At 54.8% G+C, this 12,739-nt stretch carries 12 protein-coding genes; 2 read left to right on the top strand and 10 right to left on the bottom strand.

The features are described from left to right. Nucleotides 1-32: 32 nt before the first annotated feature. From virB11 to DWU99_RS12590, 7 genes are all read right to left on the bottom strand, one after another. A complete protein-coding gene (gene virB11 / locus DWU99_RS12625) occupies nucleotides 33-1,079 on the bottom strand; it encodes a P-type DNA transfer ATPase VirB11 (RefSeq protein ID WP_115478412.1) in 1,047 nt (348 codons plus the stop codon). A gap of 27 nt (nucleotides 1,080-1,106) precedes the next feature. Beyond that, a complete protein-coding gene (locus DWU99_RS12620; RefSeq protein ID WP_233511093.1) occupies nucleotides 1,107-2,309 on the bottom strand; it encodes a TrbI/VirB10 family protein in 1,203 nt (400 codons plus the stop codon). Next, entirely contained in the window at nucleotides 2,306-3,052 is a 747-nt protein-coding gene (locus tag DWU99_RS12615) for a TrbG/VirB9 family P-type conjugative transfer protein (protein WP_233511131.1), read from the bottom strand. Before DWU99_RS12615 ends, DWU99_RS12620 begins: the two co-directional genes overlap by 4 nt. 17 nt (nucleotides 3,053-3,069) lie before the next feature. Then, on the bottom strand, nucleotides 3,070-3,993 hold the full coding sequence (locus tag DWU99_RS12610; protein WP_115478411.1) for a VirB8 family type IV secretion system protein: 924 nt from the start codon (nucleotides 3,991-3,993) through the stop codon (nucleotides 3,070-3,072). Nucleotides 3,994-4,039: 46 nt separating this feature from the next. Continuing rightward, on the bottom strand, nucleotides 4,040-4,519 hold the full coding sequence (locus DWU99_RS12605) for a hypothetical protein (RefSeq protein ID WP_233511092.1): 480 nt from the start codon (nucleotides 4,517-4,519) through the stop codon (nucleotides 4,040-4,042). A 780-nt stretch (nucleotides 4,520-5,299) separates the two neighbouring features. After that, nucleotides 5,300-5,569, bottom strand: coding sequence for an XAC0095 family protein (locus DWU99_RS12595; RefSeq protein WP_115478409.1), 270 nt, complete (start codon nucleotides 5,567-5,569; stop codon nucleotides 5,300-5,302). A gap of 511 nt (nucleotides 5,570-6,080) precedes the next feature. Beyond that, on the bottom strand, nucleotides 6,081-6,968 hold the full coding sequence (locus tag DWU99_RS12590) for a DMT family transporter (protein WP_199535788.1): 888 nt from the start codon (nucleotides 6,966-6,968) through the stop codon (nucleotides 6,081-6,083). Nucleotides 6,969-7,417: 449 nt separating this feature from the next. On the opposite strand from DWU99_RS12590, the gene DWU99_RS20810 reads away from it, so the two are divergent. Further along, nucleotides 7,418-7,936 (top strand): hypothetical protein, encoded by a 519-nt coding sequence (locus DWU99_RS20810; protein WP_147292925.1) that lies wholly within the window; start codon nucleotides 7,418-7,420, stop codon nucleotides 7,934-7,936. A 36-nt stretch (nucleotides 7,937-7,972) separates the two neighbouring features. Here the strand turns inward: DWU99_RS20810 and DWU99_RS12585 are convergent, their stop codons facing one another. From DWU99_RS12585 to DWU99_RS12575, 3 genes are all read right to left on the bottom strand, one after another. Further along, the gene (locus tag DWU99_RS12585; RefSeq protein ID WP_115478408.1) at nucleotides 7,973-8,401 is read right to left on the bottom strand and encodes a DUF1801 domain-containing protein; all 429 of its coding nucleotides are present in this window, start codon (nucleotides 8,399-8,401) and stop codon (nucleotides 7,973-7,975) included. A 669-nt stretch (nucleotides 8,402-9,070) separates the two neighbouring features. Beyond that, nucleotides 9,071-9,460 (bottom strand): carboxypeptidase-like regulatory domain-containing protein, encoded by a 390-nt coding sequence (locus DWU99_RS12580; RefSeq protein WP_115478407.1) that lies wholly within the window; start codon nucleotides 9,458-9,460, stop codon nucleotides 9,071-9,073. A gap of 337 nt (nucleotides 9,461-9,797) precedes the next feature. Continuing rightward, complete coding sequence (locus tag DWU99_RS12575; protein WP_115478406.1) at nucleotides 9,798-10,043, bottom strand: hypothetical protein; 246 nt, start codon at nucleotides 10,041-10,043, stop codon at nucleotides 9,798-9,800. 1,120 nt (nucleotides 10,044-11,163) lie between these two features. Here DWU99_RS12575 and DWU99_RS12570 point away from each other — a divergent pair. Then, nucleotides 11,164-12,732 carry a glycosyltransferase family 39 protein gene (locus DWU99_RS12570; RefSeq protein ID WP_233511090.1) on the top strand — a complete coding sequence of 523 codons (1,569 nt, stop codon included), beginning with the start codon at nucleotides 11,164-11,166 and terminating at the stop codon, nucleotides 12,730-12,732. Nucleotides 12,733-12,739: the final 7 nt, after the last annotated feature.

Below are 12,739 nucleotides of genomic sequence, written 5' to 3'. Positions count from 1 at the left end.
CTGCGACCTCCCTGATACGAAAATTTGCGCTGTTACTGCCGCTCGTCTGGCGAGTGGCTGCGCGTCGGGTCGAAATCGATCCCCGTGATATATCGCCGCCCTGCGTGGACCTTGATATGCACGATGATGTCAATCGTCATCATCAACAGTCGTTTGATCGTCCCGAACTCCAGTCCCGCGCCTTCGGAAGACGCCTTTACCATCAGAGCCAACTGATCCAATGTCTGAGCCGTGCTTCCCGCATGGCAGCTGGTGATCGAACCGGGATGGCCCGACGCGCAATTGCGGATGAAGTAGAACGATTCGTCTCCACGCAATTCGGCCAGAATGATCCGGTCGGGCTTCATGCGCAGGCAGGCCTCCATACAGCTCTTGGCCGTGACGTTGCTGATGCTCTGCCCACCCTTCGAATAGAGAAGGTGAACTACATTCGGCTGATGGATGAACAGTTCACGGGCGTCCTCGATGGTCACTAATCTTTCCGCGGCGGGAATATGGTGAACCAGCGACTTCATGAAGGTAGTCTTGCCGCTTCCGGTGGCACCGGATACGACGATGTTTTTCTTGCTTAGCACCGCTTTCCTGAAAAAATCGGCGTAGTTCCTGGATGCTCGCAATTCCAGCAATTCACGATCCTGGTCGGTGAGCTGCTGCGTATCCTCAAGGACCTGATCGAAGAACCCGTCCTGCTGATATTGAGCAAGAGTCTTCGTTTGCTTGGAAGGAAGCCGTATCGTGATCGACACGTTACCCGCTTCGCAGGCGGGCGGTATGACGAACTGCGCGCGCTGCCCGGTCGGAAACGTCAAAGAGACCACCGGGTCGGCATCGGTGATGCGCTGCCCGGTATTGCTTTCGTTTACGACCGCCGTGCAAAACTGCCTAGCGCGCTCGAAGGTAAGCGTAGGCACCTCCATGCGCTGCCATCCACCGTGCGTTTCCAGGTACAGCTCACCCGGGCGGTTAATGCAGATCTCCGTGACATCCGGCGACGCCATGAACTCCCGCACACCCAGCACTTTGTACTGATAGTCGAGAAATTCATTGGAAATCTCTGCGATGTTGGCTGGAGTATCCATACTCTTGCTGCTTGCTTCGCTTGAATGTCAGAAACGAGCCACTACACCGCTGAAATCGACGTCCTTGGCGACATAGATATCAACGATGGTTCCCTGGTTGATGGTTACCGTTACCTGCCGGTTGGCGGAGCTGCGTACAGCCTGGCCCGCGAGGTTCTGCAAAGTCGCGGCGGTATTGCTCTGAAACGGTGTTTCCACAACGGCGCCGTTCGTCACACTCGCCGTGCGTGGACCGTGTTCGGCGGCCTCATAAGAGAACGCGTCGCTCAGCATGCTGATCAGCAAAGCGGAAGCGATGCGACTCGGCCAATGCGAATCGACGTAGCCTGGGTAACCAGCACCACCAAGATCATCCACACCCGGGCTCGCCATGTTCACATCGATGCCATTGGGGGTCACGATGCGATCCCAGATGACGGCAACACGCGAACCGTTGGGCTCCGCACCATACTTGCCAAGCACCTTGGAACCCTTCGGCAACAACATTCGGCGGCCCGTGAATGAATACACGGGTTCCGTGACGATGCAGGACGCGAATCCAGGGATATCCGTGATGATGCGCGTTTGCAGAACGCAACGGATAAATGTCCCCCGGAGCATCAGAGTGTCGGGATCCGTAAGAGGCTGCGCACTGGTAGGGGTATCAGGAACGATGTTATTGCTGTTGCCCGGAACCCCTAGGCCAGCAGCAACTTGCTGAACCGGCGATCCGGTTCCCATGAGAGTGCCTTGTGCTTCTTCACTTCCGTCAGCCATGCGACGCTGCAGAAGCGTCGATCCCAACGCCACCGAAGCCTTTGGCTGAACAGGTGTGGCGGGCAACGGCGGTGGCGTGGGGACAAGCGGGATGGCTTGTTGCAGACGCGGTTGTACCGGCTGCTGGGGCGGCAGCGGAGGCGCCGTCGGCGCCTCCGGAACCACAACCGTTTCAGGCTTGGGTTTTGGCGCCGCGTTACGATTCGAGCCGCTCTGAAACAACCAGAATCCTAACGTGCCCAGCATGGCCACGATCACTGCGAGGAAGGCCATCGCCCGCCGATTCATGCGCGCCATGTCGTAGGACCGCAACACCGGTGCCCCCGCATCCAGATCCGGTGCGGGGGCTTGCCGGTACTGCGTCGAATAGGGATTTCCGGCCAATGGATCACCACCACTCGCTTGCGATCCGTACGGCGGGACATGCTCGTGATGGGCGCCGTCGCCAGACTGATTGGGCGTATTCGAGCTCACTGTTGAGTATTCCTTCTCAGGCCCACGACGTTGTCGCCATGACGGATAACCAAGTAGGGATAGGTGCCATGGACAACGATGACGTCGCCCTCGACCGTCGTGTTGACCACGGCATCCTGGCCATGCATGCGCTCACGCATATAGACAGCGGGAAAGTTTCCGGTCGGGAATTGCTTCATGTCGCTCATCTTTAGGTACGTAAACTGTCCGTCGTCGTATACGTAGACAGGCAGCAACCACGCAGCACCCTTGCTGCGCGTCGCGTAGTCGTAGTTGAAGTTGTACGACCGCCCCTTGACCAACGCTGTACTCAGCTCCGGTGCCTTGTCGATCTTGTTGACCTCATCGGAGAAGCTGGCATTGGCCGGATAATTGAAGGTGATCTTGTACTGCACACCCTCGCGCTTGGCCTGATCGAGAGACTTCCAGTCGGTGGCGACGACCTTGAGTTCGAAGATGTAGGAATGCGTGGCGGTGCGGATCACCATGTTGGTGTCCACATCGACGTTTTTCGGCTTGAGGTAAAACACGTTTTCGCGCCGGGTGAGATCCCATCCGCCGCTGAACCCTGTGCTGAAGTCGAGAATCTTCTCGTTGGGGCTCAACTCGATCTGAGTGGTGATGCCAAGGCCGGCGCGAACCGGGTAGATGGCATCGGGTTTGTAATCGTACTGCCGCACCACCTGCGACCACGCAGGTACTGCCATACTGACCATGGCCGCCCCAGCCAAGCCAAGCAACATGAGTTTGCTTGATCCCATCATGGACTGCCGGCTCCCTTGACGGTGTTTTTGGACACTGGCGCCGGACTCTCTTCGGAGACCGGATCACTTTGCGTAGATGCCATCGGTTGGGCTACGGCTGCCGATGCGGTTCGATCGGACGTCCCCGTATCGGTAGCAGGCTGACCATGCGCGTCCGGCTTGGAAGCGGGATCGCCCGGGACCTCGCTGGGCGCAGGCGTGTCGTAATCGTCATCGACTCGATAATCGTTCACCTGAAAGCCCAGCGGGTTTTCGATCCGGTACTGATCGCTCATCTGCAAGTCTGGCTTGTAGGTGAACATCAGCGTGGCGATCTTGTTGTCCAAGGGCTGGCTGACGCCGTTGGCGTTGTTGAACACGTTGCGCTGGAAGCGCACGGTAGCGCCCTTCGGAGTCTGATTCGGTCCACCGCCCATCAGCACGATGCTGAGAATCTTCACCCGTATGGAACGGCTGTTCCCATAGTTCTTGTAAGCGCCGTCTGGATTTGTCGGAGATACCCAACTCCGGTATCCGCTAGCAACATTCGGCGCAGCCATGGTCAGCACCGTCGCCCAATCGTTCAGATTGATCGTCGCCAAGTCGTAGGATTCTCGCGCCAGCACGAAATGCGCGACATTGCTGCGATTGATTGCCTCATTCGTCGTGATGTGTTGGTTTGTAAAATCATCCGTCAGGCGAGCGATCGAACTGGTTCCCGTATACGCGTCGGCCATCACGACATACGGCACCTTCTCCTTAAGCGGAAGCATGTAGAAGTAACCGCCAATAAGAATCATCGCCACGGCAATGGCAGTCATCGCCACCAACCATGCGCGACGCTCGCTGCGCTTGGCTATGTCCGCCATGGTCACTTCAAAATTGACCGACTTCGCCAGGGACTCGTCAATTCTCTGGCTTGATGTTTTTTTGATGGGCATCAGCAAAACCTGGCAACGTGGAATGACACGATTTCATCCTTCGATCTCATGACTTTGAGTCCACGGGTGCGCCTTGTCGCAACGACTCGGCCGGTTTTCCCGCAGCCGCGGCAGCGGGATTCGAGTTCGCCATCACCACCTGAACCTGCCCGTCGGTGACCCTCACAGCAATGCCCTGCGCCCGATAAATCGAATTCAGCTGATTCGCAGCAACGTGAATGTCCAGTGTGTGAATCTGGGTGACCGGAGTAATCAGCGTGTAATCGGATGAAATCTGGTAGGAGAGCACCAGGCCAGAATCCTTGGCCCAGCGTGTGAGCATGCTCTTGAGTGTCCCGTCCATGGGCGCGGCGAAGTACTCATATTTCTGATTCAGGGGAATCGCCGTGGACCTTTCCTGGAAACGGTTAATCGGCTTCCAAGGTCCACCAAAGTCTTTGGGCGATGGCGTTCCACATCCAGCCAGAACAACAGTCGCCGACAACGAAATGCTCATCAGCGCGCGCTTCATAAAATCCTTTTCCACGTCACATCTCGCTTGATAAATGCTAGACAACAGCGTCCATCCACTGAAAGATCTGCTTTCAGTGCCTATTCGCAACGAAGATCAACAAAGTTGAAAAGATGGTCGATGCGCGGATGCCGACTCAATGCATACGAAAGAAAATGCTTTCGCAGCATGCCATCCGGAGCTTCAAGCTTCACTTTCTCCAACGCGATATAGCAACCGTATTGCGCGCGCAATAAATTGCCGACCGCTGTCGCTGCAAGTGAGACGTGTGAAAAACCATGCGCAAGAAGGTGCAAGCCGCACGTCCTGGACTCCATCCGTGGCCAACTCCATTTTTATCCCTTATCAGGCAGGCCTTGTGCCTGCACCCTATTCGCTACACAAACCACTATGCACACGAAAGTACTCGGGTTCAAATAGCCACACTCACTCGCTTGTTACTCGTTTCAATGGGAACGCGGCGATATCCCTACAAACGATGCTTACAACGATTCTTGCGTCTTCCAAGCCAATGTTGTGTCCAACTCGGCGCATGTATTCGCACACTTCGTGAAAATACACGCGGCCATGCAGCATCTTCACTTACATTAATCAACGGATATTCTTGTCGACTTATGCAGGTAACTCCTATGTGAAGAATCTGACTAACGCCATCTGGCGCTTCTGGTTCGTGATGATGCAGGTGGGGACGCGTCGGTGACTTCAATCTCATGATTTTGAGCAGGGGTCTTTGATCCATAAATCGTACAAAGCTGAGCCTACCGCAACGCACACGGCAGAGCCTGCGGCCTTCGATCAGTGCGTCTGAGCAAGATCAACGCTGGTAGTGGCGTGCTTGATGGTCTCCAGCACATCGCCCATCTGAAAGCTCAGATCGGCGAAGAGCCGCCCGATCATGCTGCGGTTGATGAAGAGGATGGTGTCATGATCGCCGTTCGTGGTGGCGGTGCCGGCGAGCTGCGCCATCAGCAGAAGCTTGTCGCGGATGATGCATAGCTCGTCGTAGTCGACTTTGGACAGCTCGTAGCTTCCCGCGTTGAACAGGTTGTGGGTTGGGTTGTTCATGGGCCTAGTCCATTACCGTAGGTCGCGCCACGTATTGCGCGTGGCGCGAAGGGCTACAGGAAAAATCCTGCACGTAGTGTTGGAACTTTCCGGTACCGTTTTCTACGTGTGCCCATTGTGGCCCGACGCCGTCCAGTATGAGCGGCGGTGAAGTAGTACAAAAAGCGGCTTGGCGGGGTCACGCGTGAGCGTGCGTGCCGTATGATCGAGGATAACCATGGTCAACTCTCTTCTAGTTGGTTGTGGCCAGCGGATCGTTTGAGGTCCTACGCCCAGGCGATCCGCGCTACTTCACTCATGTCGGGCGTGCCGTATTCATCAAGGGCCGATGGGCACGCCCGACTAAAGCACCTTCGCATACCTGCGACATGGTTTTCTGTCAGTGCACGCGGACTTGATATTGGCGGTAATGCCGATTTTCGATCGCGGAAAAAATGTCCGCAGAGGAACCGTAGACCGATTGACTAAGAGAACCACTGCTACAAATAGGGATGCATCTCATGTCCCGTTTTTAAAGGCTCTTCTTCATCGTGCCAAAGCCCGTGCAAAGCAATCCGGAAGCGACCGCAAGTATCACGCCAAGCGCATAGGCGGGCACGAAGGGTTCGCCAAAGATCAACACCAGCCATACGATCGACAAGATGGGCGATATAAAGACCAGCGGCGCGATCTTTGACGCTTCACCGATTGCCATGGCCCTCACCCATAAAATGTAGGACAGGCCATTTATCAGCACGCCATTGAGCAGCAAGGCCAGGGACGACATTCCACTTGGCCACGCGAAGCGGCTGAATGCCGCTAACAGCACCACTGATACCCCCGTCGAGAACACGAATAGCCAGAACGTTCCGACATACGCATCGACCGAAAATCGCCTGGAAAGCACCGAAAGCAGTGCGAAGCAAAATGCGCCGGCGAATACCAGCATCAACGCCTGCGGATGCGTTACCGCAATTCGGGTGATGTAACCATGGGTTAAGGTGACCACCACTGCCATGAAGCCGAGACACATACCGCCGATCTGTCGAATGCTCAAATGTTCCCTGAACAACAACACGGCCAATCCGACGATCATCAAGGGCCAGCTGTACTGGGCAACCAGCACGGCGACCCCATTTTCAATCGCGTAACCGCGATACAGCAGCAGGTAAAACAAACCGTCCAGGCAACCCAGTAGCGCCGTCTGCCGTATCGTACGCCACGGTACGCATAGCACTTCTTTTGTACTTTTCCCCGCGATCCGCGACGCCATGAATACTGAAATCGCTGACAGGCTGTTGGACCAAAACAAAAATTGAAAACTGTCCAGCCGATGCTGCCCCATTCGCGCCACTATCGCGATGAAGCTCCAAAGCAGCACGCACAAAAGTGCGTAACTCAAGGCTTTCGTGTTCTTCACTAATCACCGCTCCTCGCGAATGAGGTTTCATCCGGTGCGACAACATCGTCCATGACATCCCTCTTTTAAAAAAAAGCGCGTTGAATCCAACGGTGAGGTCCAGCTCAGGCTGTTTGAAGATATGCGTGCACGAGATATTTGCACCTAGGACTGCTCGCAGTCTGTAGTGCCTTCATTTCCGTACCAAACAGTTGAGTCAATCTAGTGCCGTCACCCAAGTCCTCGCGGACGTAGGGGTAATCGGTCAGACACACTCCTTTACAAGCGCCCGAGCTCGGGCATCTGCGTCGAATACTCACGTATATCCAGCATCTAAATGCTGGCGGTGGCCGCCATTCGTTTTACGCGGCGTGACAAGCGTTGACGTCCGCGCTCCATCTCGGGCAGCTAGCAATCTGTCGCTTAGGACGGTTTCCGTTATAGGCTAGCGTCCAACTCAGGGGGATGCCATGAAGCTGATGAAGGTTATCGGGGTAGTTACTGCTTGCCTGCTTTTATCGTCGTGCCTTCCGCCAGTATATGAGTCGCTGCCTGAAAGCAATAACACGGCCGCCCTATTCCTATCTGGCCATTCCACTTACTCCAGCGTCGGTCAGATCTACAGCAACGCTCAAACGTGCGCAGGAAGGAAGTGGGTTTATGGCGGCATAGCTGGCGCGCCTAAATGGATCAATGTAAATGGCGGCCTGCCAGTAACCATTTCCATTAGTGTCGGCACTGGAACGACAGTCGTTGGATCGAACATCGTCAATCACACGTGCACCGCGATGGCCACGTTCACCCCTACCAGTGGCAAGCGATATATGGCGCAGGCAATCACCGCCGACGGCATTTCGCGCTGCGGCATGGTTGTCAATGAGGTGGGTCCGGACGGACAAGATGCAGGGCGAGTAGCGGTGACCCAGCGTTTGTTCAAGCTGGCGGAGACTGAGCACTCCTCGTGGTGCAAACCACTTCAAGCTCCGTGATGGGCGGCGCTATGGCGCGTAAGGTTGGCAGCCATACTAGATGGCTGTTTGATCAATGCCATATCTTATCGCTGCTTTAAGTGTCTCCATCCTTATATCGCTCAGCGCTTTGAACTTGATGCAATACCCCGTTATTTTTGCCTTACCGATGTCCTTTCCATATGCCTGCGCCAAGTATTTCTTGTCTTCGATTCCAAGGATGTAGACGGAAATTCCCGTTGTGTTTGCGCTGATGCCAATCTGGTAGAACTCTCTGGCATTTCCGTTGGCGTACTTAATCGTCTGAGTTCCGTACCCTATATTGGGATTGGAAACCGTTTTACCTGAGTCGTCTTTGCCATCCAGGAACCACAATCGGCACTTCGGCATGACTTTCAGAATGACACGATGCAATTCCTGCATATCGCTGCGCTTCGGCTCGGGTTGAGCAGCGATATATTCTTCGATTTGCTTCTCAATGCTCATACAGAACCCCTCACTTAGCTCGCTGGCTCGTTTGTCGTCAGACTCAGGATGTAGTTCTCTATGACAACTGGCATGTCTTTCTTGTGACCAACATTCGAAGATGGTATCGCCAATGGCGCTCACGAAGGGTCCAACTAACTACCTAATACACGGATATGCACGTCCGGTTATACAGCTGCGCCCACTTGCTGAACGAAGCTCTTAAGGTGCTGGCTTTTGGCAACTTTATTCGCACCACGTCCGGCTAACAATCCAGAGCAAAGGCCGACGTCGATTGCCCGCCGGAGTTCCGCTTCGGTCGAAAGCGGACATGTGGTACGTCGTGCCCCGTCTTGCTCTTTTAAAAAGTTCCGGATTTCATGGATTGCGCGTAGCTTTCATAATTCGGTATCCACCTATGGCGCAATAAATGCCGCCTAGAGGCACCCATAAGAATGGGCGATGGCTGGCGATCCCTAGACATACAAAAATGCATCCTGCAGCGATAAACAAATAACCAGAACGTTTGGCCTGAATTGAATTAGCCACTTCCATACTCCTGATAGATTCCCTTCTTTTTAATGTCCGCTTCGGGTCGAAAGCGAACACTGTCGATACCAATCGTCGTCGCAGGCGAGTAGCACTGCGACGACGCCGAGCTTGACATCAATACTTGCGACAGACGCTGATTTATTGGTTCTCGGACGCAGCGCAATGGTCGTTCGGGCAAGCGAAATCGATTTTGGCGTTTTGGCCTACGAGCAGCGTAATACCGGATTGTGTTTTGACAGTCTTCCCGTCGCTTTCCAGCGTCACGGTGTAATCGCCTTGAGGTAGCGGGCCGATCTTATATCGGCCTGTTTTACTCACGGTTTGGTGTCGATGTAAACCTGTCGCACTGCTCACTGCCACGACTTGCCCGAAAGGGGCTTGCCCGAAAATGGTAGCGGTTGTCCCCTGTGCGGACACTACCGCCGGAGAGACTGAACTGATGATGCCCACTGCAATAACGATAGCTGCGTTGCACAGGCAAAACGACCACCGTTGATTGCTGGCTTTGAAACGTCCGATCTTGTGCATGGAAACTCCTGTTTCACGATTGATACGCAGGACGTGCCGCTCCAGCCACGTTTAGCGTTGGATATCGGCCATTGATTTACGTAGTGCTTGCTAGCAAGGCACCGCCGGCTCTTGCTTCCTTGCTTCGGCTTTTTGCGCTGCCTCCCCTCCCTGTGCAGTGAGCTATGCGCCCCCAGGCATGATTGATCCAGTGCTCCTTGGACCACTAAGGGCCTGGTCCCCGCCCTCTTTCTATCATTGCGATGTACGGCCTCGCCGTCAAATGAAGCAACACATAATTTTTTGCGCAGGCTTTTCGTATTGCTGAGAACTGTGCGCTTTGGGTCGAAAGTGGACCTTAGAGAGGATGCAAAATACTCATGGCTATACCTAGTGCCCCCACTAGGACACCCATGAAACCCAGCCACATGGCTTGGCGCCCTTCGTAAATCCGCGCTTTACCGACTTTGCCTCTCATGATGACTTGTCGCTTTGCCATGCCAACGATCCCGCTCACAAGGCAAAACATTCCCCAAAACAGGAAAAATAAATCAGCGTGCCGGATGTGCGCTTTCCACGTTTCCAGTAACAGGAAATAGTCCATCTTCCGTCCTTATAAGAAATCCACTATCGCACACACAAATCAATCACCTCGATACGATATCTGCTAACGCAAGCATTCACCATTTCCAGTAAATCATTCATTCCTACTTCTCGTTCTTGAAATAAAACTCGTCGCGAAGGAATTCGAAAGTGTCGAGGTTTACAGCGAAAAACGAACGAACGCACTCGGTTGCCATTTTCGGGATTGGTTGATGGACAGATGGTCAGTTGCGTAATTTGCTCCCATCTAGTTTGCTGCCAAGTGACACCAAATAATCGACGGGATATCTGGTAGTCGTCCACCGTAATGTCCGCAACTGAGAGCATAAGGAGCCATCCTATTAGCAGCACTCCTCCAACCGCAGTAATGAAGAAAAGGCTGCCATACAACCAACCATCCTCAGAGAACATCGCCGCGCTCAGGTAAAGGGCTAATGGGACGAATATCAGCGTCCATACCAGCGGTATGAAGCGAAACTTATAGCGAAATTTTATTAGTCGGTTGTCCATGGCCACCCTGTGGGCAGACTTAATTGGCAGAGGTCCGCTTTGGGTCGAAAGCAGACCTTTCAGACCTACCGGGAACGGAACCAACCTAACCCATTTGAGACACGGTCTAACGTCCAAATCGACCCCATAGGCCGCCGATTGTTAGCGCGACTCCTAGAGACAGAAACGTCATAAATGTCCCAAACGACGAGATGCAACCAAACGACCTCGTGTTGGCGTAGTGACATGCTGCGGCAGGCTCAGAGAGCATCGGCAAGCCATACAAGAAAACTAGGAGGAAGGCGGCGATCAATACGATCAATGTGCATCCATAGAACGCCATTGGGTTTTTCATTCCAGTCCACCCTTATGCCTGCCATTTTGTAATTTGCCGCGTCTGCTTAGGGTCGAAAACTGACATATCCTGATCCGGCCGCCAGGTGTAACCCAAGGAGCCATGCGCGTTCGTCTAGGAATCTGACATATCGTCCGGGGCAACCATGGAGAAGCCACCGCCAGCCCCTATCAGCCTCCCATTCGTCCCTGCGCCACGTCAATCCATCCCAATTCACCTGGCTCAATAACCCCTGATAAGGGAATATTTTGGTTCAACCATCCTGGGGAACTTCATCGTGCATAACCGCGATCTGCTCAAAGCTCCAATGGCCGATCCTCGCTCGCCGCTGAGCATCATGCCGGTGCTCGTCATTGCCCTGCTCTTCGGCGCAGTGCACATGTTGACCAACGGGCAGTACGGGTTCCATCGGGACGAATGGCAGTTCCTGAGCGATGCACAGCATCTGGATTGGGGCTTTGTGCCTTACCCACCGTTGACTGCCGCCCTGGAACACCTGGGCCTGAAGATGTTCGGTCTGTCACTGGTGGGACTGCGACTGTTTTCGGTGCTCGCGCAAGTCCTGGTGATTCTCGCGAGCGGCCTTATGGCGCGCGATCTGGGGGGCGGTCGACTGGCGCAGACGTTTACGGCCATCGCAGTAGCGCTGTCGCCATTGCCGATGTTCGAGGCGACGGAGTTCCAGTACTCCTCCTTTGATCTGTTGTGGTGGGTGCTGATCACCTGGTGTGTGATTCGTTTGATGCGTGACGATGAGCCGCGCTGGTGGGTAGCGATTGGCATACTCGCCGGCCTTGGCCTGCAAACCAAGTATTCGATGGCATTCGAGCTCACCGGCGTGCTGGTGGGGGTGCTGCTCACCGACGCACGGCGATATGTCACGAATGGCTGGTTCTGGGCTGGCGGTGCCATCGCGCTACTCGTGTTTGCGCCCAATCTCGTTTGGCTCGTCAGGCACGACTTCGTTTCCTACCATTTCCTGCAAGCGATTCACGCACGCGACGTACATCAAGGACGCGCGGACGGCTTTCTGCGCGATCAGTTCCTGTTGAATGCCAATCTGTTCGCAGCGCCTGTATGGCTGGCGGGTTTGTTCGCCTACTGCAAGGACCGCCGCTATCGCATGCTTGCCTGGATGTACGGCGTACCGCTGCTGCTGTTTCTGTTTGCGCAGGGACGCTTCTATTACGTCTGTGGCACTTACCCAATGCTTCTGGCCATGGGGGCCGTCGCGGGGGAGCGATGGTTAAGCACCATGCGCCCCGCATGGCGTGTTGGGATTGCCACACTGATGTTTACCGGTGTCTTCGCCACGGGCATCTATGCGGCGCTCAACATCGTACCCATCGCATCAAACGGTCCGTTGCGAGATTTTGCGCTGCGGAACAATGGCGACCTCCGCGAAGAAATCGGCTGGAACGAACTCGTCGCGCAGGTGGCTGCCATTCGTGATGCCTTGCCTGCCGAACAGCAGGCCAACATGGGCATTGCCGTGGGGAACTATGGCGAGTATGGCGCTATCGCCCTGCTCGGCCCGCAGTACCACCTGCCCATGCCGATCACCACCGTCAACTCCGGATGGCTGCGTGGCTATCCGAAGACGCCGCTCTCCACATTTATCGTGCTGGGAAATACGCGGGAGCGCGTCGATGAACTCTTTTTCGATTGCCGTCTCGCTGGTCATTCGATCAACGCTTTGGGCGTAGTCAACGAGGAAAGCCGGGATCATCCCGATATCTTTGTATGCGGCGCCACACGTAAGCCACCCAGTGAGCTTTGGAAGCACGGGCCGAACTTTGGACAAGTTGCTGCAGACGCATGGAAGGCTGACATAACCAACAGTTAGGACATTG

Source organism: Dyella psychrodurans (genome assembly GCF_003363265.1).
Classification (GTDB): domain Bacteria; phylum Pseudomonadota; class Gammaproteobacteria; order Xanthomonadales; family Rhodanobacteraceae; genus Dyella_B; species Dyella_B psychrodurans.
This window is presented reverse-complemented; position numbering and strand designations above follow the sequence as displayed.